This window comes from Candidimonas humi (genome assembly GCF_019166065.1).
Taxonomy (GTDB): Bacteria; Pseudomonadota; Gammaproteobacteria; order Burkholderiales; family Burkholderiaceae_B; genus Candidimonas; species Candidimonas humi.
The window spans coordinates 610,097-633,758 of the sequence record NZ_JAHTBN010000001.1; the positions used below are offsets into that span (position 1 = coordinate 610,097).

Here is a 23,662-nt window from a genome sequence, read left to right on the forward strand (position 1 = left end):
CCTCCGGCCGCGCTCTTGGGCCGGCCCGCGCCTCAAAACCGGGCATGGATCGTCTTGGTGCATGACGGACGCACCAAACAAGTGCGCAGATATCAATAATTTCGGCGAATATTCACCCAACTGCATTCAACCATTCGTCAATCTAGCGCTCGTAAAATTCAATGTTCGAAACCGGCGCACGACCATCGCCCCCAAATCACCCATTACAGACCGGAGCCACCCAGCATGAAGCACCAATTAGACGGCGCTGACGCCCTGTTCATCCTGCTGGGGGCCATCATGATCCTCGCCATGCACGCCGGCTTCGCGTTCCTGGAACTGGGCACGGTGCGCAAGAAGAACCAGGTCAACGCGCTGGTCAAGATCCTCGCCGACTTCGCCATTTCCACCATCGCCTACTTCTTCGTGGGCTACTACGTCGCCTACGGCGTGACGTTTTATGTGGGCGCGCCGATGCTGGAAGCGCACAGCGGCTTCGCCCTCGTGCGCTTCTTCTTCCTGCTGACGTTTGCCGCCGCCATCCCGGCGATCATCTCGGGCGGCATGGCCGAGCGCGCCAAGTTTTATCCGCAACTGTGCGCGACAGCGGTGCTGGTCGGGCTGGTGTATCCATTCTTCGAGGGCATCGCCTGGAACGGCCACCTGGGCATCCAGGCCTGGCTGCAATCCGTGTTCTCGGCGCCCTTCCACGACTTCGCCGGCTCGGTGGTGGTCCACGCCATGGGCGGCTGGATCGCGCTGCCGGCGGTATTGCTGCTGGGCGCGCGGCGTGGGCGCTACTCCAAGAGCGGGGCCATCGCAGCCCACCCGCCCTCGAATATTCCGTTCCTGGCCCTGGGCGCCTGGATACTGACGGTGGGCTGGTTCGGTTTCAACGTCATGAGCGCACAGACTCTGGACCGGATGAACGGGCTGGTGGCCATGAATTCCCTGATGGCCATGGCCGGCGGCACGCTGGCCGCGCTGGTCTGCGGCCGCAACGACCCGGGCTTCATTCACAACGGCCCCTTGGCCGGGCTGGTGGCGGTATGCGCGGGTTCGGACGTGATGCATCCCCTGGGCGCCCTGGTCACCGGCGCCGTGGCGGGCGCGATCTTCGTCTGGATGTTCACCCTGACGCAGAACAAGTGGAAGATCGACGACGTGCTGGGTGTCTGGCCGCTGCACGGCCTGTGCGGCACCTGGGGCGGCCTGGCCGCGGGCATCTTCGGCCAGCGCGCCCTGGGCGGCATGGGAGGCGTGTCCTTCATGTCGCAGTTGGCGGGCACCTTGCTGGGCATCGCCATCGCGCTGGTCGGTAGCGTCGCGATCTACAGTACCTTGAAGCGTTTCGTGGGCATACGCCTGGAACCCGAACAGGAATTCGAAGGCGCCGACCTGTCGATCCACAAGATCTCGTCTACCTCGGATCGCGAAACCAGTTGGTAGCCTGCCCGACCGTCATCAGGGCAAAATGAGCTGCCACGGATGGCATGGAGATGCCGCGGTTTCCGGCTCAAGCAGCCTCGCACAACGGCGTCACGACACGTATCAACGCGCGCATGGACAGGGCCTCTCGGCCATCCACCACAGTGCATCCTCCGTCGTAAGCGCCTTCAATGTAGCGCCGCGTGCGGCGCAGAGATGAGAGGTCCAGGCGCCAGGCCAGGCCGACTTCGTCTCCTGGCATCAGAGGCGCCAAGAACCTGGACTCGACCGACAGCAATAGAATGGGAAGAGTTGCAAAATGGCGTGTCAGCGAAGCCAGGGCCGCGCCCACCATTAGCACGCCCGGCAGCGGCGTGTCGCGGAAGCCGGCCCTGAGCGCCAGTTCGGGCGATGTATGGACCGGATGACCGCCTCCGACAGCAGCGAGGTAAGCGAGCAGCCGCGCCGAACCCAGGCATAAGCGCTCATTCAATTCCAAAATCGGAAAAGCTTCGCCACACACATCCATTCCGGTCTCCAACGGCCTGCTCAAATCCGGCCGGAACATACACTTGTCGGGACAACCTCGCGTATACGGCTCGGCCCCGACACCACACTATAACGAGCGCCCCCAACGGAATCCTACAACGCACGCGGCATCAAGCCACAGCAAAGACAGGGCCGGGCCTCATATCACCCCGTCGCGCTCCAGACTCTCGCGGGTTTGGAGATCAATCCCCAACTCATCGCCATATACCTGGTCGTTGTGTTCGCCCGGCTCGGGCCCGGCACGCCAGACCTCGCCGGGTGTCCTGGAAAACCGCGGCACCACCCCCTGCATGCGCAAGGGGCCGAGGGTGGCATCGACTACCGGAATGATCATATTGCGATCGGCAAAGTGGGGATCCGAAAAGATGTCGCGGATATCGTAGATCGGGCTGAAGCTCACCTCATGCCTGCGCAGCACCGACTCCACGTCTTGCATGCTGCGCGCTCCGAACCATTGCCGAGTTATCTGCTCGATGCGCTCGCGATTTCTTATCCGCGCCGCATTCGTATTGAAGTCCTCATCCTCGAGCAGATCGGTCCTGTCCATGGCCAGGGCCAGCCTCCGGAATACCGTCGGGGCGCTCACCGCCAATGCTACCCACTTCCCATCGAGGGTGACATACACGTCACTGGGGGCAGAATAAGCATTCAGATTACCCTGGCGGCCACGCACCACACCTAGTTGATCATATTCGATCGCCATGAAATCCAGCACGCGAAACATTGCCTCGGTCGCAGACAGATCGATTTCTTGCCCCTCGCCATTACGGTCGCGATGCAGCAAGGCCGCAGCAATCGCATACGCCCCGAACAATCCGGTCAGAGCATCGGACACCGGAAACCCCGGATACATTGGCGGCCCGTCGCGATCTCCGCAAAGATTCACGAATCCTGACATGGCTTCGAAGATCCGTGCAAATCCCGGCCGGTTCCGGTAGGGGCCGGTCTGGCCAAAACCCGTGACCCGCAACACGATCAGGTCGGGCCTAAGTTGCGTAAGACGCTGCATGCCCAGGCCCCAGGCGTCCAGAGTGCCGGGGCGGAAATTCTCCACCAGCACGTCGTAACGCGGTAGCAGGCGCTCGAAAAGACTGACTCCATCTGGACGGCGTAGGTCCAGGGTAATGCCGCGCTTGTTCCGGTTGGCGACCTTGGACCACAGCGATTTACCATCTTTATGCGGCGGCAATTGCCGCAGGTGGTCGCCCACGCCCGGTAACTCGACCTTCAGCACCTCGGCGCCCAGGTCCCCAAGCAAGGTCGAAGACAACGGCCCTGCGATTACCGTGGATATGTCCAGCACCTTCACGCCCGATAAAGGGCCCTTGGGGCCGGCCCCCGCACCGGGTGCATCGGAAGCTCGCGGCCTTGGTTCGTTGTTGTGCTCGGAATCCATCATCGTCCTGTCTCAATCCAAAGACACATGCGCTTGCTCGGCAACCGCACGCCAATTGCTCAATTCCGACTGCATGAACTGGCGGAACTCCTGGGGCGTGCCGCCCACCGGCACGGACCCTTGCTGGATCAGGCGCTGATGTATGTCAGGAGATGCCAGCGCGTCATCCACGGCCTTGTTGAGCTTGAGCACCACCGCGTACGGCGTTCCGGCGGGTGCAAACAAACCATTCCAGCCCACCGCGGTAAAACCCGGAACACCGGCTTCGATCATCGTCGGCACATCCGGCAAAGTCGGCGAACGCTGCTTGCTGGTGACCGCCAGGGCAATTAGCTTGCCGCTCTTGATGTAGGGCGCGGTCGTAAGCACCACATCGAACACCATCTTGACCTGTCCGCCCAGAAGATCTGCCATGGCCGGGCTGGCCCCCTTGTAGGGCACATGCAGCATATTGACATGTGCCTGCGCCATGAATTTTTCAAGAATCATGTGCGCGCCGGTTCCCTTGCCGGCGGACCCGGCGGGAATGGCCTCTGGCCTGGACTGCGCCAGAGCAATCAGCTCTTTAAGTGTGTGTACATTCAGGGAGGGATGAGCCACCAGCACATAGGGCTGGTCCACCGCATGCACGATCGGCGTGAAATCCTTGACTGGGTCATAAGGCAGATGCTTGTAGACGCTGGGCCCGATCGCGTGGGTCGCCACCGTACCCCACAGAAGGGTGTAGCCGTCCTTGGGCGCGTGGGCCACGTATTGCGTGCCGACGATGCCGCCCGCTCCGATCTTGTTTTCGACGATCACCGGCTGCCCCAGCGCGGCCGCGATTTTTGGTGCGAACATGCGCGCCATTACATCCGTGGCGCCCCCGGGCGGGAACGGGACGACAATCGTGATGCGCCTGTCGGGCCAGGCATGGGTCGCGCTTTGCGCGAGCATGGGCGCAAGGCTCGCTGCCAATAGCAATATCGCGCTGCGTATCATTGCGATTATGCGTAATTTCATTACGCCTCCTTTCCTTGTAAGACTTATGAGCGAGGGAATGTGCAACCTCTTTGCCAAGACTGGCAGCGGATTCAGAATATTCTCGATATAGTTAACTGAAAATTGAAATTTAATGATTAATATATAAATTTTGGTTAACCACAATTGCTGAGATCGACTGCCATGCCCGTGCCGCCACTACATCATTTAAGGTTCAAGCAACTTGAACTGCTTTGTGGCGTTGCCGAAGGCAACTCGTTTCGCATGCTGGCCGAGAAAATGTCCCTAACCCAGCCGGCGATCAGCAAAATGGCGCGAGAAATGGAAGCCGCGATCCAGGCACCGTTGTTCGTCCGCAACCGCGAAGGCGTGACCCTGACCCCGATGGGCCGCTCGCTGGTGCAGCAGGCGCGCATGATCCTGACCCAGCTCGAACGCATGAGCAGCAACGTCGAACAATATCGCGGAGGCAAGGAACACGTCCTGCGCCTGGGATCGCCCTCATATACCGCCGTCGCGTTGCTGGCCGCCCCGATCGCACAATTGGTCGCTACGCATTCTGCGGCAAGAGTGGAAATGGTGGACGCGGTCGCCGATACGCTGTTCGCGCAGTTAAAAAACGGCGAGTTGGATTTCGTCGTGGGGAGTCTGCCCGTGCGCCCCATGTCGGACGAGGACGCGGCTCTGCTGCATACTGAAATCCTGTATCCGGACCAGCTCAGCTTTATCACACAGAGTTCCCGCAAGCCACTGCCAGGCTTAATGACTCTGAAAGACCTACAGGAGTATTCCTGGGTACTACCCGCCCGCGATTCGCTCGTGCGCCATGCTTTGCGCAGCGCCATGAGAGACGCCGGCCTGCCCATACCTAGGGCTGCGATAGAAGTCGGATCTATCCCGACCATAGGCGCCTTGGTCGGCCAGCAGCCACGCCTGCTCGGCGTGGTGCGGGCCGACGCTGCGCACTATTTTTCGCGCGGCGCCGGAATTTCCATGATCAACATCCATCCGCGAATAGCGCTGCCTCCGGTTGCCATCGTGCGCCTCAAGGACAACGAGCCCACCGACCTCACGCGAGCACTATTCGAACTGATCCGGGCGCAGTCTCGGACCTTGCTGTCTCACGCGGCGAAGAAATAATACGCGCGCTCATTCGTGCCCCGCCCTGCCCACCTCGTGGTGTCGGGTGGGCAACTCATGGCGCGTATGCGGCGCCGCGGTGCGCAACCCATGCCGGATGCCATGCCGACGCGCGGTGGTACTGTTATGCCCCGCCTGGCCGCGCGAAAAAATGCGCCGCCCGACCCAGGCCAGCAGGCCTATGAAAGTCATCGCCCAGGCGACGATCGCCACATACAGAAAGCCTTCGGCAACCGGCATGAGAAAACCGAAGCCCATCATCAAGTCCATGCGGTAGGTGCTGGCCGAATACATGCCCAGGGGAAACACGGCGCCCCAATAAAGCGCGTCGTACTGCACCGGGAAGTGCCTGAAGCCATGACGCCATACCTCCAGGATCACCAGCAGCGGGATCCACCAGGTGCCGGTGGCCCAGTAGAAAATGGTGAAGCCCTTGACGAAAGGCAGCAAGGACTCCAGGTACGGCACATCCGCGGCTTGTTCGATCATCGAGGCGCCCGTCAGGGCCGAGATGGCCATGGCGCCCATATTGATCCAGTACGGGGGCACCATGTCCCCCGGCGAAAAGCGGAAGAAGGTGTCGCGATAGAAAATGAGCGACACCATCCAGATGTACAGCATGCCGCCCCACAGCCACAGCGACAGCGCGAGAAAAGCCATGAGCGTGCGGTATTCGAGCGGCACGTCGGCCACCAGAAACAGGCTCAGCGACGATATCGACTGGGTGGCGACCACCGCCAGCAGCCAGCCGCCATTGATGCCCTGCTTGAGCTCGGGCTTGTGCGTCTTGATGATCAAGGCCGTGAACACCACGTAATTCAGGCAGACCCAGAGCCCCAGGGCCAGGAACCACAGCGCCCAGGCCAGCTTTATATTGCCGGCCTGCTCGAGGAACTGGATGCCGAGAATGCTGGAAGCGGCCACCACCGTGAAAAAGCCCCAGCCCTGCAGATGATGGGTCAGGTCGTCCAGCACGCGCGCGGGATGGCGAAGGATGCGCAAGAACGTCAGTACCCAGAGCGAGCAATACAGCACTACATTCAAATGGAACAAGATCCGCGCGAACAAAGGCGCCAGCGCGAACGCCGCGGTGCCGAGCATGTGCGCGGCCAGCGACACGATGCCGGTGGCCATGGCCAGGCCGAAATAAGCCGGCGACATCGAGGCCAGCGAGGCCTTGCTGGCCCGGCGGCGCCGCAGACGGGCGGCAGAAGCGCGTGTGAAAAATGGCAGGCTCATCGGATCTCTGCGCGGGCATGGCCCCCACGCTTGGGCTGGCACGGGGAAATTCTACGCCTCGCCCGCGCGATCACGAAGCCCGGGCGGAATACGGCCGGCCGTCGCGCCCGGCGCCCTAGAGCTTCCTGCACACCTTTTGCAGGGCATGCATCTGTTGCTGCACGACGCCGATGAAGTCTTCGGCCAGCGCCGATACCGGGCGCTGAATGGGCAGCAACATCCCATAGTCGAAACGTATCGTGGGGCGAAATGAGCGCACTGCGAAAGGCCGGCTGTCGGGCCGGCCCACTGTCACCGGATCCACCACCGACACCCCCATGCCCGCCGCCACCAGAGAACATATGGAAGCGCCGGACTGGGTTTCGGTCATGAGGGAACGCTGGATCGACTGCCGATCGAATATGCGGTCGACCTTCATTCGAAGCACAGTATCGGGGATGATCGAGATGAAGCGCTGGCCGGAGAGATCCTTGGCCTGGATCGTGCGGGCCGCCGCCAAGGGATGATCCGCAGGAACGATGCACACCGCGTCCAGGCTCGGCAAGGTGCGGATATGCGCCTGGGGATAGTCCACGGGAAACGTAATGAGAGCCACGTCGAATTCCTGTTCTTCCAGCCATTTGGCGAGGTCACGCCTGACGACGATCTTCACCGACACCCGGATATCGGGATGGCGCTGCTGGAACTGCGCCAGCGCCTGCGGCATGAGCCATTGCCCGAAAGGGGTGGAGGCCACGATGTTCAAGTGCCCGCTTTCCAGGACGCGGATGCTGCGCATCATGTGGTCCAGATTGTCGAGCCTGCCGTAGACCTGCTCAATCTCGCGCAGCAGCACCTGGGCCTCTTGTGTCGGATACAGGCGGCCATTCTGCCGCAGGAACAGAGGAAAGTCGGTCTGGGCCTCGAAGTTCTTTATGAGGCGGCTGACCGCGGGCTGGGAAACGTTGAGCAGCTCCGCCGCTGCGCTGGTCGAGCCGGCGACCATCACGGCGCGAAACGCGCTGATTTGCTTGAGATTGACCCTGAGTCCCATGGATGTTCTCCGCGCCGCGGCCTGGCGGCCCGCCCTGCCCCGTGTCCGGCCCGACTGGGCGGGACGCACGCAAGCTATAAAGCAAACGCATAGCTTGATGTCAATTTTATATTTGACCACATAGGATGTCACGCTCGACACTGCCTCCCATAGCAACATCAGCAGGCCTTTGGACACTGCATCTGCGCAGCCTCGCGCGGCGCGTCACATGCGCGGCCGGCGGCACACCGGAAACCTCACAGCGGAATCGCATGCATGAAACACGCAGCACAGCTTGAAGAGCTCGCTCGATATACGGCCCATGCCGAGGCCATGGGTGGAGAAAAAAAACTAGCGGCCCGTCGCGAAGCGGGTGTGCTCAACGCCCGCGAACGCCTCGATGTCCTGCTGGATGCCGACAGCTTCCTCGAATCGGGCATGTTCGCGCGCGGCATCCGCCCGGAGGTCGCGGCGACCACCCCGGCCGACAGCAAGGTGGCGGGCTACGGACGCATCGACGGGCGCAACGTGGCTGTCGTGTCGAACGACTTCACTGTGCTGGGGGCCAGCAGCAGCGCCATCAACGGCAAGAAGATCCGCCACATGCGCGAGGTGGCGACCGAACGCGGCATGCCGCTGGTATTCCTTGGGGAATCCGCCGGGGCGCGCATGCCCGACCGCATGGGCGCATCGGGACGCGCCATGCTCGGACAAGATCTCGTCGAATACCTGCGCGACCGCAAGACCCCCTGGGTCTCGGCGCTGCTCGGCAATTGCTTCGGCTCGTCGACCTGGTACAGCTGCATGTCGGATTTCGCGGTGATGCGCAAAGGAGCGACCATGGCCGTGGCAAGCAGCCGGGTCACCTCGATAGCCATCAATCAGGAAGTCGACGCCGAAGAGCTCGGCGGCTGGAGACTGCATGCGGAGATCACGGGCCTGGTCGACATGGTGGTGGACACCGACGAACAGGCCTTGCAGGCCGTACGCCGGTTCCTGGACTACCTGCCCAGCAACAACGGCGAACCGGCGCCGCGCAGGTCCGTGCCGCCGGGCACTGACGAGACCGGCCAAGGCGTGCTCGAGGCATTGCCGGAAAGCCGCACTACCGTCTATGACGTGCGCCACATCATCAATTCCATCGTCGACCTCGACAGCTTCTTCGAAATCAAGGCCCGCTTCGGGAAATCCATAGCCACCGGACTGGCAAGAATAGACGGACGCACGGTCGGTATCCTGGCGAACAATCCGAAATTCAAGGGCGGCGCGATCGATATCGACGCCATGCGCAAGGCAACCAGCTTCCTGGTGCTGTGCGACTCCTACAACATTCCTATCGTCTTCCTGGTCGACCAGCCCGGCTTCCTGATCGGCACCGACAGCGAAAAACGCTGGGCGCCGGGCCGCATCATGAACTGGATGAACGCCATCAGCCTGGTCAGCGTGCCGAAAATCTCGATCATCATGCGCAAGAGCTACGGGCAGGCCTATCTGAACATGGGCGGCGGCAAGAACTCCCATGAGGTACTGGCCTGGCCCACGGCGGATCTGGGTTTCGTCGATCCCGCCCTGGGCGTGCACATACTGCACAAACTCAAGCGCGAGGACGATCCGGAACGCTTCGACGGCCTGCTGGCGGAAATCCGCAAGGACTCCTCGCCCTGGTCCCTGGCCGCCCTTTACGAAACGCATGCGGTGATCGATCCGCGCGATACGAGAAAGATGCTCAAGGGCCTGCTCGACGTGCATTGCGGCCGCGGCTTCGTGGGCAAGCATGCCCTGTCGAACTGGCCCACCAGCTATTGAGCCGGCGCAAGCGGCTACGCATAGCCGCCTGCCCCTACCCCCGGGCACGCCTGCCGCAACGCAAACTCACCCTTTCCCGGCGCCGATGACACAAGCCCAAATCGACAATACGACTGTGCTGCAAACCTTGGTGAGCGAGGCAAGATCTCGTGGCCTGGATAGCCTGGACGAGAAGTCCGGCAAAGATCTGGCCGCGGCATTCGGCCTGCCGGTCCCCCGCTCCCGCCGTGCCGCCGGCCCCGACGAAGCGGCGCAGACATGCGTCGGCCTGCGGCCGCCTTATGTGGTGAAGGCACTGAGCTCGCAATCCGTGCACAAGAGCGAAATGGGCGCCGTAAGAGTGAATCTGGCCACCCCGCAAGCCGTGCGCGAAGCTGCCGCCGGCATCCTTGCGGCCTGGCCGCTCGCGGCGGAAGGCCTGCTCGGCTTCCTGGTCGAAGAAATGGCGCCGGGCGACCACGAAATCGTGATCGGCGGCTACAGGGATCCCCAGTTCGGCCCGATGGTGATGGCGGGGCTGGGAGGAATATTCGTCGAGACCTTCTCGGATGTAGCATTCCGGGTCTGCCCGATAGACCGGCAAGAGGCCTTGCGCATGCTGAGCGAACTGCGCGCCTACCCGGTACTGACCGGCGCACGCGGCGGCGCCGCCGCGGACATCGAGGCGATCGTAGGCGCCATCCTGGCCGTAGGCGGCGCCGACGGCATGCTGCTGCAATCGGATGGCGCAATACAAGAACTGGACATCAATCCCCTGATTGTCGGAGCGAACTCGGCATGTGCCGTCGACGTGCGCATCGTGCTTGCTCCGCAGCATCGCTCCGCTTGCGGACAGCGCCGCGAGCCCATCGATTTCGCCCCTCTATTCTCCCCCCGGACCATCGCCGTGGCCGGGGTTTCGAGCACCGGACAGGGTGCGGGCAACCGCTTCATCCGCAACCTGGAAGCACTGGGCTATTCCGGGGAGATCTACCCCATACATCCGCAGGCCGAGGAAATCGGCGGCCGCAAGGCCTACCGCAGCTTTGCCGACGCGCCGCGGGAAATCGACTATGCCTATGTCGCCGCACCGCGCCCCGCAGTGCCGTCGTTGCTGGAAAGCGCCGCCGGCCGGGTCAGGTTCGCTCAGATCATGACCAGCGGCTTCGGCGAAGGCGGACGCAATCCCGCCGGCGTCGAGCAATTGCGCGCGGCGATGCGCAGCGGCGGCATGCGCGTACTGGGCCCGAACTGTCTGGGCGTGCACACCCCCCGCGCGGGCGTGAGCTTCACCCGCTCTCCGGCCGGAGCCGCGCTTGCGGGACACACTGGAGTCATATCGCAAAGCGGCGGTTTCGGCGTGGACTTGGTGCGCTACGGCCAGGCGCGGGGCCTGCACTACAGCTCGGTGGTGACCATAGGCAACAGCATCGACATCGGGCCCGCCGACCTGCTGGAATATTTCTGCAGGGACGCCGATACGCGGATCATCGGCCTGTACCTCGAGGACGTCGACGACGGCAGGCGGTTCTTCGACGTGCTGCGACGGGATGCGGGCTGCAAGCCGGTCGTGATCCTCAAGGGCGGCCGCACCGCCCAGGGCCAGAAAGCCGCTGCGTCGCACACCGGCTCCCTGGCCGGGAACAGCCGGGTCTGGCAAGCCGTGGCCGCGCAGACCGGCTGCATCCTGGTGGAAAGCATAGAAGAATTCATCGAGACCTTGTTGCTATTCCAGACCATCGACCTGCTTCCGGCACGGCCGGCGCACAAGGTGGTGCTGTTCGGCAACGGCGGCGGCGCCGGGGTCGTGGCGGCCGACTGCCTGGCCGAGCAGGGCTTGGCGCTCGCGGATTTCTCGGACGAGACGCGGCCGCGCCTGCAGGCCTTGAACCTGCCCGACGGTGCCAGCGACAGCAACCCCATCGATCTTCCGGCCAATGTCTTCGACCGCAGCGAAGGCGCGGTGGCCCGCGACATCCTCGACGCCTTGCGCGGCGACCCCGGCGCCGACCTGATCGTCTGCCACCTCAACCTGCCGGTCCTGCTCAGTTACGAGGGCCGGCGCACCGTCGAGAACATTGTGGACGCATGCCTGGACTACCAGCGTTCGCCCGGCCGGCATGCCAGGCTGACCCTGGTGTTGCGCTCGGACGGCACGCCTGCGGTCGATGCGGCCCGGCACGCCCAATCGGTCCGGGCGACGGCGGCATCCATACCCGTATTCGAGAATTTCGTCATGATGGCCAAGGCCCTGGGCGCCTTGGTCCGCTATGAAAATTTCCATCACAGGAAATCCTCGCAACACGCGCATGGGCCGCGGCGGGAAGATTCGCCAGCGCGACACGAGGCCGGCGGCACTGGCCCGGGGGACCGGGCCCATCCCATCGCATCGGCATGACCGTACCGGCCATCTATATACATCACATACATAGATACATATAAAAGGAGACCAGCCATGAGCTTTTTCACACGCACTCTGACTCTCGCCGCTGCGGCAGGCGCCGCCGCCCTGCTGACGACAAGCGGCGCCCAGGCCGCCGGCTACCCCGACCACCCCATCCATTTATATGTCCCTTACGGGGCAGGTGGCAGCACCGATTTCGTCGCTCGCCTCTACGCCAAGAAACTTGCGGAACAATTGCACCAGAATGTGATCGTCGAGAACCGGCCGGGGGCCGCTACCAATATCGGCAGCGACGCCGCCGCAAAGGCCAGTCCCGACGGCTATACGGTGCTGCTCAGCGACGGGGCCCACATCTGGAACTCGGTCTTCGGACCCGCGCCGTCTTTTTCCCCCCTGAAAGCGCTGGTTCCCATCGTAAGGGTCGCCAGTACGCCATTCGTAGTGGCAGCCAATCCCAAGGCGCCGTTCGCCACCGCCAAGGACTTGCTTGCCGCGGCCAAGGCACAGCCGGGCAAATACACGATATCCAGCGCATCGCTGCGCCTGTTCGTGGAATTGCTGAACTCGCGCGCGGGCATCAAGCTGTTGCACATACCCTATAAAGGCGGCGCACTGGCCACCAGCGATGCAATTGCCGGCCAGGTGAATATGGTTTATGCGGCGCTCCCGGTGCTGCTGCCGTTCATCCATAGCGGCAAGCTGAGGGCGCTCGCCGTGACGTCCCGGCACCGCAGCACCGCACTGCCCGATGTGCCGAGCTTTGCCGAACTGGGCATAGACTACGACATCAGCATCCACTACACGATCTACGCACCTGCCGGCGTGCCGGCGGCGGTGCGCCAGAAATTGATCCAAGCCACCCAGGCGATCTCGCAGGAAAAGGACTTCCGCGCCCGCCTGCTCGCCTCGGGTACGGAAGCCGATTCCAATCATCCAGAACAGCTCGAGGCCGAAGCACGCCGCGACTTGGCAATGTGGCAGCAGGTAGCGAAAGAACGGCCCGACCTGGTCGAACTCGGCAAATAGGCCATATGCCCAGGCACCAGCAGCGAACTCCGCCGGTTCCGTCGCAGCCGGCGCGCCGCAAGACCCTCATCACCCGGAATTCCATATGTTCAACAAAGTACTGGTAGCCAATCGCGGCGCCATCGCGGCACGCGTCATACGCGCCCTGCGCGCACTCGGCATCAAGAGTGCGGCGGTCTATTCCGAAGCGGATGCGCATCTCGGCTATCTTGCACAGGCCGACGAGGCATGGCCCATAGGTCCGGCCGACCCGAAAGCCAGCTACCTGAACCAGGACGCGCTGCTGGATGTCATGAAGAAATCGGGCGCCGACGGCCTGCATCCCGGCTATGGCTTTCTGTCGGAAAACGCGGAATTCGCAAGCCGCGTCCAGGCGTCGGGCGCCTGCTTCATCGGCCCCGACCCGAAATGGATAGCAGCCATGGGGCACAAGACCCGCGCGCGCGAACTCATGGCACGTCATGGAATGGTCATGGCTCCCAGTTCGGGGCTGCTCGGCGAAGACATCGATGCCGCTCTGCGGGCCGCGCAGATGCTGGGCTATCCGGTGCTGGTCAAGCCGGCTGCGGGCGGCGGCGGCATAGGCATGATGCGCGCACGCGACGCCGCCGAACTTGCCAAGGCCCTGGAGCAGGCACGTTCGCTGTCGCGGCGCAGCTTCGGCAGCGCCGAGATATACCTCGAGAATCTGCTCGAACGGCCGCGCCATATCGAATTCCAGGTGCTGGCCGACCGGCACGGCAACGTGCGCCATGTGTTCGAACGCGACTGTTCGATACAGCGCCGCTACCAGAAGGTACTGGAAGAATCGCCCGCGCCGCTGCTCGAGCGCGCGACCGTAGAACGTACCGCGGACCATATCGTCGAGGTGCTGCGCCGGCTGCCCTACGACGTGATCGGCACCGTCGAGACCCTGCACGAACAAGGCGACGACTTTCGCTTCCTGGAAATGAACACCCGCTTGCAGGTAGAGCATGCGGTCACGGAGGAAATCACCGGCGTGGACCTGGTTGCCGCTCAGGTCCGGCTGGCCGCCGGCGCCCGGCTCGACGAGGTACTGCCGCCCGAGCTGCAAACGCGCGGACACGCGATCGAGGCGCGCCTCTATGCCGAGGATCCGGTCAGGTTTTATCCATCGCCTGGGCCGCTGAAGACATACCGGATACCAACTGGCCCTGGGATCCGCGTGGAAACAGGCTACGCCGAATCGGACGTGGTGACACCCTGGTACGACCCTTTAGTAGCCAAGATCATTGCGCATGGCGACACCCGGGCGCAGGCAATCGAACGCCTGCGCCAGACGCTCGACGGCACCGTCATCGCAGGCATCAAGCACAACATCCCGTTCCTGCTGCGGGTGTTGAACAGCGAGGAGTTCCAGGCCGGCCGGGTGCATACCGGCCTGGCCACGCAGCTGGCCTGAGGCGCGGCGGCGCGCACACCCCGCCCGCGGCATGTCGACCGCCCATTCCCAACCTTCATCAAACCCATCGGAGCAGCAGCATCATGCGCAAGGAAATCAAATCGGACGTGACGGGCAAGATCTGGAAGGTGGAGCTCGGCCCGGGCTCTCCAGTCGCCGAAGACGATACAGTAATCATCATCGACTCCATGAAAATGGAAATCCCCGTCCTCAGCCCCGAGGCCGGTGTCATCGTGGAAATCCTGGTCAAGGAAGAGGACGCGGTTGCCGAAGGCCAGGTCGTGGCGATCCTGGAGACCGATCCGGGCTAGCGCGCCACGCGCCGTCGCGGCGCCTCTCAGTACTCGACCACCGGCGGCGCGGGACGGGCCGGCGCGGTTTTTTCGGGCTTCGCCTCGGGCTTGGGCTTGCGGCCCGGATGGGCCAGCATGGCCTGGCAGTCGCTGGCCTCGGTGGTACCCGGGTTCAGCAAGGGCAGCAGCGCGGCGAAAGGCGTGGCCACTACGCCCAGCACCACCGCCGCGCCGGCGCGCAATAGCAACGGCCCCTTGTAGACGCCGACATCGGGATGCGCGAAGGTGCCGTGCACATACAGCGGAGTGCGCAGCGTGAAGACCCGCGCGGACTTGTTCTTGGGTTTCACGTCCAGGTCCAGTACCTCGGTGGCCAGGTTGATCGTGCCCGTCACGTCCACGACCGCATCGGTCGTATCGAGCCTGAAGACGCGGGTGCTCATCAGGCCGTTGCGTACGCTGAAATCGCTGGCCATGCAGTTGAGCACCACCTGCCGATCACCGAACAATTTGTTGATCAGGATATTGGCCACGTTCAGGCCTGCCGTTTCCAGCAGCAGGCGGCTGATCGTGCCTCTGCTGATCAGCGCGCTCAATTGGCCGTTGGCATGGCCCAGCAGCGCGGCGATCGAATTACCGGCGCTCGCCAGCCTGGCGTCGCCGTGCAGTTCGCCGAAGCTGGCGTCCATGCTCTGCGCACCCGGAAACAGCCGCTTGAGCTGCAGGTGGCGCGCCGACAGCGTCATGTTTGCCTTGAGGGGCTTGCTGCGGCCGTCGGCATGGATCACCGTGGCCAGCGTGCCGCCGGCCACGCCGAAATCCAGCGGTTCCAGGCTCAGCACCCGGTCCTTGAGCACGATGTGGGTCTGGATATGGTCCAGCGGCAGCTCTTTGGAATGCACGATCTTCTGCCCAGAGAACTTGACGTCGGCGTCCATGGTGGCCCAGCTGTCGGTGGAAATTGGGTCGACCGGCAGCACCTTGCCCGCGGGCTGCCGCACCCCTGCGGCCGGTTTCACTTCCTCGCCCTCGGCATTATGGACCGCCTGCAGGCGCTTGGCCTTGCGCGCAGCGGTGTCCACGCCGACCAGCGGGCCCAGGTCCTTGAACCGCAGCAGCGAAGACCGCAGCTCGCCGCTCAGCAAGGGCCGCGGCTTGCGGATCTCGTACTTGAGCGTGCCTTCGATGTCGCTCGCGCCGACCTTGCCGCGGAAGCCGGAATACGTCCAGGTCTCGTGCCCGCGCTGCAACGTCCCGACCAGATGCCCGGAGGTGCTGTAAGTGGGCGTGTTGGGCAGCACCACCCCCAATATGGGATACAAGTCGGCCATGGTGGCGCCTTGCAGCTTGAACTGCACGTCCAGCGCCGCCAGGTCTTGCGGGCGCGTCACCGAGCCCTGGGCCTGGATCAGCGTCTCGCCGATTTTCACGCGGGCGTCGAAAGGAAAGGGCTCGCTGCCCTGCTGCAGCGACAAGATGCCGCCCGAACTGCCCTGCCCTTCGATGTGCGCGCGGTTGTAGCTGCCGCTGAGCTTCCAGCCCAGGCCATAGCCTTCGGGAGTCGTTTGCGGCAGGCTGTCCAGGCTTGCCTGCAGGTCGAGCCGGTTGGCGGCATCGCGCACCCGCACGCTGACGTCCTGAAGCTGCAGCCTGCGCAGGTCTACGGTCCAGTCCGAGGACGACTCCGGAGACGGGGTCTGCGTCAGGCTCCAGTTGACGGTGCCGTCCTGGGCACGCTGCAGCGAGGCCTTGGCCGAAGCTATCTGCAAGCTGTCGATGCGCGCCACGTGGCCGGGGAGCGCCCAGAGGTCGACCACGACCGAGACGTCGCCGGCCTGCAGCATATCGTCGTCGCCCGGACTCCATTGCGGATTGCCCACCGTCAGGCCCTGGACGCGGATGCGCGGCAAAGGCAGCAGGCCGCGCCAGCCCGAGCGGTCCTGGGGCCAGAACCAATAGACGGACAGGTCCTGCATGGCCACGGGCCGATGCAGCAAGTCGCTGAGCCGCCGATCCAGCGGATCGCGTATCAGATTCCAGTTGAAGGCCCAGATGACGGCCACGCACAGCACCAGGGCAACCAGCGGGGCCGCCACCACCCATAATCCGATTTTTGCGTATCTGCGCATCCTCGCTTCCATGCGTCGCGGACGGCTAAGGCCATCCGATCCCTTGAATGCTACGTGCGATGGGCAATGATCGTCCGCTTACAAGGTAACACAATGTGAAGCCATCGCCGCTGCAGGCGGCCTACGCTGGCCGGAATTCGGGGCGCCGTCCGGCTGCCCGGTCCGTGAAATGCGCGCTGGCCTGCGCGCGGGCGGCCCAGGAGGTAAAATGGCGGGCTCCCCGCCGCGCAGGCGGGCCGGGCCTGCGCCCGGCGCCACGCCTCGAACCCGCACGGATATGTCGATCCGGGCGGCGATCGGCCATCGAAACACATACCGGAATTTGCAAACCATGGAAGCAGAACGTCAAAATCAACTGGCCGCCCGCCTGCAAGACTACCAAGACAGGCAGTTGGCGCTACGGAGGTATCTTTGACTTCGATGCCAAATCGGAGCGCCTGCAAGTCGTCAACGCCGAACTGGAAAGCGCCAGCGTGTGGGACAACCCCACGCATGCCCAAGAGCTGGGGCGCGAAAAAAAGAACCTGGACACGGTCGTCGAGACCTTGTCCGAGCTGGGCACCGGCCTGAGCGACGCGCAGGAACTGTTCGAGCTGGCCGACGGCGACGACGCCACGCTCGAAGCCCTGGAACACGATTGCGACGGCTACCAGCAGCGGCTCGAAGCCCTGGAATTCCGCCGCATGTTCTCCAATCCGGCCGATCCGCTGAACTGCTTCCTGGACATCCAGGCCGGCGCCGGCGGCACCGAGGCCCAGGACTGGGCCTCCATGCTGCTGCGCCAGTACCTGAAATACTGTGAACGCAAGGACTTCAAGGCCGAAGTGCTGGAAGAATCCGAAGGCGAAGTGGCCGGCATCAAGTCGGCCACCATCAAGATCGAGGGCGAATACGCCTTCGGCTTCCTGCGCACCGAAACCGGGGTGCACAGGCTGGTGCGCAAGAGCCCCTTCGACTCCGCCAACGGGCGGCACACTTCGTTTGCCAGCGTCTTCGTCTATCCCGAGGTCGACGACTCCATCGAGATCGAGATTAACCCGGCCGACCTGCGCATCGACACTTATCGCGCCAGCGGCGCCGGCGGCCAGCACATCAACAAGACCGACTCGGCGGTGCGCATCACGCACATGCCCACCGGCATTGTGGTGCAGTGCCAGAACGACCGCTCGCAGCACCGCAACCGGGCCGAGGCGATGCAAATGCTCAAGTCGCGCCTGTACGAACGCGAACTGCGCGAGCGCATGGCCGAACAGCAGAAGATGGAAGACGCCAAGACCGACGTGGCCTGGGGCCACCAGATACGCTCGTATGTGCTGGACCAGAGCCGCATCAAGGACCTGCGCACCAACGTGGAAATCTCCAATACCCAGAAAGTGCTGGACGGCGACCTCGATCCGTTCATCGAGGCCAGCCTGAAACAAGGCGTCTGAGCCCGGCGCCGCCCGCGCGGCGGCGCCCGATACCCCGGGCAGCCCCACCAGGGGCCGGCCCGTAACCCGCATCCAGGAGCACACGCTGTGAGCCTCTCTACTTACGCTATCGTCACCGGCGCATCGCGCGGCCTCGGCCTTGCGCTGGCCCAGGGCCTGCTGCAGGCCGGCGCCCGGGTCCTGACCCTGTCGCGCGGCCACAATGCCGAGCTCCAGGCCCAGGCCGAGCAAGCCGGCTGGTCCCTGCAGCAAATCCAGGTCGACCTGGCGGACGCGGCAGCCGCCCAGCGCTGCGCCGCGCAACTGGCCGACAGCCTGCCACGCGACGCGCAGCGCTACCTGCTCATCAATAATGCCGGCACCGTCGACCCCGTGCGCGCCGCCGCGGGCCTGGACGACGCCGCGGCGATCGGCGCGGCCTTCGGCCTGAACGTGGGCAGCGTCATGCTATTGAGCGCCGCATTCCTGCGCGCCACCAGCGGCCTGGAAGCCGAACGCCGCGTGGTGAATATTTCGTCGGGCGCGGGCCGCAATCCGGTCCCCGGCTGGGCGGTGTATTGCGCCGCCAAGGCCGCAGTGGACCGCTACACCCAGGTTGCCGCGGCCGAAAACCCGGACGTCCGCTTCGCTTCCCTGGCGCCGGGCGTGATCGACACCGCCATGCAAGTCCATATACGCGACAGCGACCCCACCGATTTCCCGGGGCTGGCGCGCTTTGTCGACATGCATTCCAGCGGCCAGCTGGCCGCGCCGGCAGCGGTCGCCGCAAAAATCCTGCGCTATGTGGGCCGCGACGATTTCGGCACGACAATCATCGACGACATACGCAATTACGACTGACACCTTCCCTTCCATGACCGACTCCACACCTTCGACCTCCGCTTCCGACGAGAACCACCTGATCGCCGAACGGCGCGCCAAACTGGCGCGGCTGCGCGACCGCGGCCCGGCCTATCCCAACGATTTCAAGCCCGACAGCAACGCGGCCGAGCTGCGCGAGGCCTACGCCGAACTCGACAAAGAGGCGCTGGACGCCGCCGACAGGCACGTCGCGGTGGCCGGGCGCATGATGCTCAAGCGCGTCATGGGCAAGGCCAGCTTCGCCACGCTGCAGGACGCTACCGGGCGCATCCAGATCTACCTGGAACGCGGCGCGCTGGGCGAGGATGCCTACGCCGAATTCAAGACCTGGGACATCGGCGACATCATCGCCGTGCAGGGCAAGGTGTTCAAGACCAACAAGGGCGAGCTGTCGATACACGCCGACAGCGCCCGCCTGCTCGCCAAGTCGCTGCGGCCGCTGCCGGACAAGTTCCACGGCGTGGCCGACCAGGAACTGCGCTACCGCCAGCGCTACGTCGACCTCATCATGACCGAGGAGACGCGGCGCACGTTCACCGCGCGCAGCAAGGCCGTGGGCAGCATCCGCCAGTTCATGCTGGAGCACGGCTTCCTGGAAGTCGAGACGCCCATGCTGCACCCGATACCGGGCGGCGCGAGCGCCAAGCCCTTCGAGACGCACCACAACGCGCTGGACATGGACATGTACCTGCGCATCGCCCCCGAGCTGTACCTGAAGCGCCTGGTCGTCGGCGGCTTCGAGCGGGTCTTCGAGATCAATCGCAATTTCCGCAATGAAGGCGTGAGCCCGCGCCACAATCCGGAATTCACGATGATGGAGTTCTACGCGGCCTATACCGACTACCGCTGGCTGATGGACTATACCGAGGAACTGATCCGTGCCGCGGCCATTGCGGCCTGCGGCACCGCCGTACTCACCTACCAGGGCCGCGAACTGGACCTGAGCCGCCCCTTCGACCGCCTGACCATCGAAGAGGCCATACTCAAGTACGCGCCCACCTACCGGGCCGAGCAGTTGCGCGACGAGGCGTTCCTGCGTGCGGAACTCGGCAAGCTCGGCGCCGACATCCAGGGGCCGGTGCTGGCGCGCGCCGGCCTGGGCGCGCTGCAGCTTGCCTTGTTCGAGGAAACTGCAGAAGCGCTGCTGTGGAACCCCACCTACATCATCGACTACCCCGTGGAAGTCTCGCCGCTGGCGCGCGCCTCCGATGCGCAGGCCGGCATCACGGAACGCTTCGAGCTGTTCGCCACCGGGCGCGAAATCGCCAACGGCTTCTCGGAACTGAACGATCCCGAGGACCAGGCCGCGCGCTTCCAGGCGCAGGTGCAGGCCAAGGACGCCGGCGACGAAGAGGCCATGTACTACGACGCCGACTACATCCGGGCGCTGGAATACGGCATGCCTCCCACGGGCGGCTGCGGCATCGGCATCGACCGCCTGGTGATGATGCTGACCGACAGCCCCAGCATCCGCGACGTCATCCTGTTTCCTCACCTGCGGCGCGAAGACTAGGGCCCGCCTCGAAGAGACCGCCCCGGCGCGGCCGCCGCCCTGCCGAGGCTTGCGACTCAGGCCAGCAATTCCACGGCCCGCGCCCACTTGTGGGCGACGGCCGGCGAGGTCGCGCAAGTGGCCGTGGCGGTAACCACCCGCACGGCCCGCTCCAGCAACTGGATGTCGGCCTCGTGCTGGCGCGCCACATGCGGGTCTTCGAAGAAGATGACGCGCTGGCAGCGGCCCTCGAGCACCAGCTCGGCGATCTGGGCATCGCCGCCCAGCGGCCCGCTCAGATAGGGCCGCACCCAGGGCCGTTCACGCGGCCAGCCGCGCGCCCAGGCCATAGCATTGAGCCGGCCGCTGGTGGTGCCGGTGCCGACACGCGAGGCAAAGCGCGACAGCAGCTCGAAATGGCTGTCGGCGAAATCCACCATCTGGTCCTTGAGAGCGTCGTGCGCGATCAGCGCCACGGTCTGCGCGGAAAAATCGAAAACCCCGCGCGCGGCGGCGCTCGGCCCCAGGCCGGCATGCAGCCGCTCGACCTCGACCCATTCCACCGCGCCGGCCAGCGTCGAAATAAAGGGCTTGCCGTGCGTGACGCACTGGCGCTTGAGCGCCAGCGCCTCGGGGAAAATCGAGGACGGGTCGACCGGGTCGATGAGATAGATGGCCCCGTCCAGCGCCGGCTCGCCGTCGGGCCGCTGCGGGATGTGCGCCACCAGCTTCATCAGGCCGCCGTCGCGCCCATAGGGATAGCGCAGCAGGCCGCGATAGCCGGCCAGCAGGCCAGAATGCTCGATCGCGTGATAGGTACGGCCGACCGCGCGCAATTCCATGCCCAGTTCGCGTACGCCGGGCCCCGAGCGTTCGAGCCACTTGAACAGCGCGGCGTCGGGGGATTCGTGATGCAGGCGGTTGGCGGCCAGGCCGAAGCGCAGGCGGGGAAAGGTCATGGCGATGGGTCCGTATGGGTCGGGGACCGCGGGCGGAAAGCCGCGGGCCGGAACAGACAGCGACTATACCGGAGCCGCCAGCGCCAAGCCAGGGCCGCAGATGCCGGGCACAGAGGCCCGGCGCCTGGGCCTGGTGTGTGGCCTCAGAAGTTCGAGGAAGTATCCGCTATCCGCATTACACCGTGAAAGACTCGCCGCAGCCGCAGGTCGCCTTTTCGTTGGGATTGGAAAACTTGAAACTTTCGTTCAGGCCGTCGCGCGCATAGTCGAGCTGCGTGCCGTCGAGATAAGTCAGGCTCTGGGGATCGACATACACCTTGATGCCGTGGGACTCGAACACGATATCGTCGGCCTGCGGCTGGTCGACATATTCCAGCTTGTAGGCCATGCCCGAGCAGCCCGAGGTGCGCACGCCCAGCCTCAGGCCGACGCCCGAGCCGCGTTTCTCGAGGTAGCGCCCGATATGATCGGCCGCGTTTTGTGTCAACGTGATTGCCATGGAATGCTACTCCTGGTGTTTCTCTCTGTAGTTGCGTACCGCCGCCTTGATGGCGTCTTCGGCCAGGATCGAACAGTGTACCTTGACCGGAGGCAGCGCCAGTTCTTCGGCGATCTGCGTGCTGCGTATGCCGAGCGCCTCGTCCAGCGTCTTGCCCTTGAGCCATACGGTCACCAGCGAACTGGAAGCGATGGCCGAACCGCAGCCATAGGTCTTGAAGCGGGCATCCTCTATGATACCCGAGGCGTCAACCTTGATCTGCAGCTTCATGACATCGCCGCCGGCGGGCGTGCCGACCATGGCGGTACCCACGCTGCGGTCGGACTTGTCGAAGGCGCCGACATTGCGCGGGTTCTCGTAGTGATCGAGCACTTTGTCGCTATAAGCCATGCGTGCCCCCGATCAGCGCTCGGCCCATTGGACCGTATTCAAATCTATGCCTTCCTGGGCCATTTCCCACAAGGGCGACATGTCGCGCAGCTTGCCCACGCGCTGGGTAATGAGTTCGACGGCGTAGTCGATTTCCTGCCGCGTGGTGAAACGCCCCAGGGTGAAGCGTATCGAGCTGTGCGCCAGTTCGTCGCTGCGGCCCAGCGCCCGCAGCACGTAGGAAGGCTCGAGGCTCGCCGAGGTACAGGCCGAGCCGCTGGACACCGCCAGCTCTTTGATGGACATGATCAGCGACTCGCCCTCGACATAATTGACGCTGATGTTCAGGTTGTGCGGCACGCGCCGGCGCATGTCGCCATTGAGATAGACTTCGGGAATGCGCGACAGCCCCGCCCACAGGCGGTCGCGCAAGTCGCGCACGCGTTCGTTTTCGGCGGCCATTTCCTCGCGCGCCAGGCGGTAGGCTTCGCCCATGCCCACGATCTGGTGGGTCGGCAGCGTGCCCGACCGAAAGCCGCGTTCATGGCCGCCGCCGTGCATCTGCGCCTCGATGCGCACGCGCGGCTTGCGCCGTATGTACAGGGCGCCTATGCCCTTGGGACCGTAGGTCTTGTGGGCCGAGAACGACATCAAGTCGACCTTCAGTTGCTGCAGGTCTATATCGACCTTGCCCGTGGCCTGGGCCGCGTCCACATGGAAGACTATGCCCTTGTCGCGGCAGATTTCGCCGAGCGTGGCGATGTCCTGCACCACGCCGATCTCGTTGTTGACGAACATGACCGAGGCCAGGATGGTGTCGGGCCGCAGCGCCGCCGTGAAGGCGTCGAGATCGAGCAGGCCGTCTTCGCGCACGTCGAGATAGGTGAGCTCGAAGCCCTGGCGCTCGAGTTCGCGGCAGGTATCCAGGACGGCCTTGTGTTCGGTGCGCACCGTGACGATGTGCTTGCCGCGCCCGGAATGGAAGCCGGCGGCGCCCTTCAGCGCCAGGTTGTCGGACTCGGTGGCGCCTGAAGTCCAGATGATCTCGCGCGGGTCGGCATTGACCAGGGCGGCCACTTCGGCGCGGGCCTGTTCCACGGCCTCTTCGGCGTCCCAGCCGTAGGCGTGGCTGCTGGAGGCGGGATTGCCGTAGCGCTCGTACAGCCAGGGCACCATTTTCTCGACCACGCGCGGATCTACCGGAGTGGTGGCGGAATAATCGAGATAAATGGGACGCGAGGGTTTCGACATCAATGCAGCTCCTGGCA

Annotated in this window: 20 protein-coding genes; 10 read left to right on the forward strand and 10 right to left on the reverse strand. The window is 64.3% G+C overall.

Annotation, left to right across the window (positions count from 1 at the left end; genetic code table 11):
* Positions 1-225: 225 nt before the first annotated feature.
* Entirely contained in the window at positions 226-1,428 is a 1,203-nt protein-coding gene (locus tag KVP10_RS02685) for an ammonium transporter (RefSeq protein ID WP_217962896.1), read from the forward strand.
* Between the two features lie 67 nt (positions 1,429-1,495).
* On the opposite strand, the gene KVP10_RS02690 is transcribed toward KVP10_RS02685, so the two are convergent.
* The 3 genes from KVP10_RS02690 to KVP10_RS02700 form a co-directional block, all read right to left on the reverse strand.
* Positions 1,496-1,948: a MaoC family dehydratase gene (locus KVP10_RS02690; RefSeq protein WP_217962897.1), complete on the reverse strand. Its 453-nt coding sequence runs from the start codon at positions 1,946-1,948 to the stop codon at positions 1,496-1,498.
* A gap of 147 nt (positions 1,949-2,095) precedes the next feature.
* Positions 2,096-3,355: a CaiB/BaiF CoA transferase family protein gene (locus KVP10_RS02695; RefSeq protein ID WP_246600251.1), complete on the reverse strand. Its 1,260-nt coding sequence runs from the start codon at positions 3,353-3,355 to the stop codon at positions 2,096-2,098.
* A gap of 9 nt (positions 3,356-3,364) precedes the next feature.
* Positions 3,365-4,354, reverse strand: coding sequence for a tripartite tricarboxylate transporter substrate binding protein (locus KVP10_RS02700; protein WP_217962898.1), 990 nt, complete (start codon positions 4,352-4,354; stop codon positions 3,365-3,367).
* A 162-nt stretch (positions 4,355-4,516) separates the two neighbouring features.
* On the opposite strand from KVP10_RS02700, the gene KVP10_RS02705 reads away from it, so the two are divergent.
* The gene (locus KVP10_RS02705) at positions 4,517-5,473 is read left to right on the forward strand and encodes a LysR family transcriptional regulator (RefSeq protein ID WP_217962899.1); all 957 of its coding nucleotides are present in this window, start codon (positions 4,517-4,519) and stop codon (positions 5,471-5,473) included.
* A gap of 9 nt (positions 5,474-5,482) precedes the next feature.
* On the opposite strand, the gene KVP10_RS02710 is transcribed toward KVP10_RS02705, so the two are convergent.
* Together KVP10_RS02710 and KVP10_RS02715 are read right to left on the reverse strand one after the other, a co-directional pair.
* Entirely contained in the window at positions 5,483-6,712 is a 1,230-nt protein-coding gene (locus tag KVP10_RS02710) for a tellurite resistance/C4-dicarboxylate transporter family protein (protein ID WP_217962900.1), read from the reverse strand.
* Between the two features lie 115 nt (positions 6,713-6,827).
* Positions 6,828-7,745: a LysR substrate-binding domain-containing protein gene (locus KVP10_RS02715; RefSeq protein WP_217962901.1), complete on the reverse strand. Its 918-nt coding sequence runs from the start codon at positions 7,743-7,745 to the stop codon at positions 6,828-6,830.
* 255 nt (positions 7,746-8,000) lie between these two features.
* Here KVP10_RS02715 and KVP10_RS02720 point away from each other — a divergent pair, with 255 nt between their 5' ends.
* The 5 genes from KVP10_RS02720 to KVP10_RS02740 all read left to right on the forward strand — a co-directional run bounded on the left by KVP10_RS02720 (position 8,001) and on the right by KVP10_RS02740 (position 14,673).
* Positions 8,001-9,530 (forward strand): acyl-CoA carboxylase subunit beta, encoded by a 1,530-nt coding sequence (locus tag KVP10_RS02720; RefSeq protein WP_217962902.1) that lies wholly within the window; start codon positions 8,001-8,003, stop codon positions 9,528-9,530.
* 85 nt (positions 9,531-9,615) lie between these two features.
* Positions 9,616-11,907 (forward strand): acetate--CoA ligase family protein, encoded by a 2,292-nt coding sequence (locus KVP10_RS02725; protein ID WP_217962903.1) that lies wholly within the window; start codon positions 9,616-9,618, stop codon positions 11,905-11,907.
* Between the two features lie 57 nt (positions 11,908-11,964).
* Positions 11,965-12,939, forward strand: a complete 975-nt coding sequence (locus KVP10_RS02730; RefSeq protein WP_217962904.1) for a Bug family tripartite tricarboxylate transporter substrate binding protein — start codon at positions 11,965-11,967, stop codon at positions 12,937-12,939.
* An 85-nt stretch (positions 12,940-13,024) separates the two neighbouring features.
* A complete protein-coding gene (locus KVP10_RS02735; protein WP_217962905.1) occupies positions 13,025-14,362 on the forward strand; it encodes an acetyl-CoA carboxylase biotin carboxylase subunit in 1,338 nt (445 codons plus the stop codon).
* Between the two features lie 83 nt (positions 14,363-14,445).
* Positions 14,446-14,673: an acyl-CoA carboxylase biotin carboxyl carrier protein subunit gene (locus KVP10_RS02740; protein WP_217962906.1), complete on the forward strand. Its 228-nt coding sequence runs from the start codon at positions 14,446-14,448 to the stop codon at positions 14,671-14,673.
* A gap of 26 nt (positions 14,674-14,699) precedes the next feature.
* On the opposite strand, the gene KVP10_RS02745 is transcribed toward KVP10_RS02740, so the two are convergent.
* Complete coding sequence (locus KVP10_RS02745; RefSeq protein WP_217962907.1) at positions 14,700-16,784, reverse strand: AsmA family protein; 2,085 nt, start codon at positions 16,782-16,784, stop codon at positions 14,700-14,702.
* 331 nt (positions 16,785-17,115) lie between these two features.
* On the opposite strand from KVP10_RS02745, the gene prfB reads away from it, so the two are divergent.
* From prfB to lysS, 3 genes are all read left to right on the forward strand, one after another.
* A protein-coding gene (gene prfB, locus KVP10_RS02750; protein ID WP_217962908.1) for a peptide chain release factor 2 occupies positions 17,116-18,214 on the forward strand; the annotation gives its coding sequence in 2 pieces (ribosomal slippage) (positions 17,116-17,196 and positions 17,198-18,214; 1,098 coding nt in all).
* Positions 18,215-18,301: 87 nt separating this feature from the next.
* Positions 18,302-19,054 (forward strand): SDR family NAD(P)-dependent oxidoreductase, encoded by a 753-nt coding sequence (locus KVP10_RS02755; RefSeq protein WP_217962909.1) that lies wholly within the window; start codon positions 18,302-18,304, stop codon positions 19,052-19,054.
* A gap of 13 nt (positions 19,055-19,067) precedes the next feature.
* Positions 19,068-20,588 (forward strand): lysine--tRNA ligase, encoded by a 1,521-nt coding sequence (gene lysS / locus KVP10_RS02760; RefSeq protein WP_217962910.1) that lies wholly within the window; start codon positions 19,068-19,070, stop codon positions 20,586-20,588.
* A 56-nt stretch (positions 20,589-20,644) separates the two neighbouring features.
* On the opposite strand, the gene KVP10_RS02765 is transcribed toward lysS, so the two are convergent.
* From KVP10_RS02765 to KVP10_RS02780, 4 genes are all read right to left on the reverse strand, one after another.
* Positions 20,645-21,526 (reverse strand): methylglyoxal synthase, encoded by an 882-nt coding sequence (locus KVP10_RS02765; protein ID WP_217962911.1) that lies wholly within the window; start codon positions 21,524-21,526, stop codon positions 20,645-20,647.
* A 175-nt stretch (positions 21,527-21,701) separates the two neighbouring features.
* A complete protein-coding gene (gene iscA, locus KVP10_RS02770) occupies positions 21,702-22,025 on the reverse strand; it encodes an iron-sulfur cluster assembly protein IscA (RefSeq protein WP_217962912.1) in 324 nt (107 codons plus the stop codon).
* Positions 22,026-22,031: 6 nt separating this feature from the next.
* The gene (gene iscU, locus KVP10_RS02775; protein WP_217962913.1) at positions 22,032-22,415 is read right to left on the reverse strand and encodes a Fe-S cluster assembly scaffold IscU; all 384 of its coding nucleotides are present in this window, start codon (positions 22,413-22,415) and stop codon (positions 22,032-22,034) included.
* A gap of 12 nt (positions 22,416-22,427) precedes the next feature.
* Complete coding sequence (locus tag KVP10_RS02780) at positions 22,428-23,645, reverse strand: IscS subfamily cysteine desulfurase (protein WP_217962914.1); 1,218 nt, start codon at positions 23,643-23,645, stop codon at positions 22,428-22,430.
* Positions 23,646-23,662 lie beyond the last annotated feature (17 nt).

Bases quoted from the DNA above. Each gene is read 5' to 3' on its own strand.
- KVP10_RS02780 (WP_217962914.1), bottom strand. From the start codon at position 23,645: ATGTCGAAACCCTCGCGTCCCATTTATCTCGATTATTCCGCCACCACT.
- iscU (WP_217962913.1), bottom strand. From the start codon at position 22,415: ATGGCTTATAGCGACAAAGTGCTCGATCACTACGAGAACCCGCGCAAT.
- KVP10_RS02745 (WP_217962907.1), bottom strand. From the start codon at position 16,784: ATGCGCAGATACGCAAAAATCGGATTATGGGTGGTGGCGGCCCCGCTG.
- KVP10_RS02765 (WP_217962911.1), bottom strand. From the start codon at position 21,526: ATGACCTTTCCCCGCCTGCGCTTCGGCCTGGCCGCCAACCGCCTGCAT.
- KVP10_RS02695 (WP_246600251.1), bottom strand. From the start codon at position 3,355: ATGATGGATTCCGAGCACAACAACGAACCAAGGCCGCGAGCTTCCGAT.
- KVP10_RS02720 (WP_217962902.1), top strand. From the start codon at position 8,001: ATGAAACACGCAGCACAGCTTGAAGAGCTCGCTCGATATACGGCCCAT.
- KVP10_RS02700 (WP_217962898.1), bottom strand. From the start codon at position 4,354: ATGAAATTACGCATAATCGCAATGATACGCAGCGCGATATTGCTATTG.
- KVP10_RS02740 (WP_217962906.1), top strand. From the start codon at position 14,446: ATGCGCAAGGAAATCAAATCGGACGTGACGGGCAAGATCTGGAAGGTG.
- KVP10_RS02730 (WP_217962904.1), top strand. From the start codon at position 11,965: ATGAGCTTTTTCACACGCACTCTGACTCTCGCCGCTGCGGCAGGCGCC.
- KVP10_RS02685 (WP_217962896.1), top strand. From the start codon at position 226: ATGAAGCACCAATTAGACGGCGCTGACGCCCTGTTCATCCTGCTGGGG.
- KVP10_RS02725 (WP_217962903.1), top strand. From the start codon at position 9,616: ATGACACAAGCCCAAATCGACAATACGACTGTGCTGCAAACCTTGGTG.
- iscA (WP_217962912.1), bottom strand. From the start codon at position 22,025: ATGGCAATCACGTTGACACAAAACGCGGCCGATCATATCGGGCGCTAC.
- lysS (WP_217962910.1), top strand. From the start codon at position 19,068: ATGACCGACTCCACACCTTCGACCTCCGCTTCCGACGAGAACCACCTG.
- KVP10_RS02705 (WP_217962899.1), top strand. From the start codon at position 4,517: ATGCCCGTGCCGCCACTACATCATTTAAGGTTCAAGCAACTTGAACTG.
- KVP10_RS02735 (WP_217962905.1), top strand. From the start codon at position 13,025: ATGTTCAACAAAGTACTGGTAGCCAATCGCGGCGCCATCGCGGCACGC.
- KVP10_RS02715 (WP_217962901.1), bottom strand. From the start codon at position 7,745: ATGGGACTCAGGGTCAATCTCAAGCAAATCAGCGCGTTTCGCGCCGTG.
- KVP10_RS02710 (WP_217962900.1), bottom strand. From the start codon at position 6,712: ATGAGCCTGCCATTTTTCACACGCGCTTCTGCCGCCCGTCTGCGGCGC.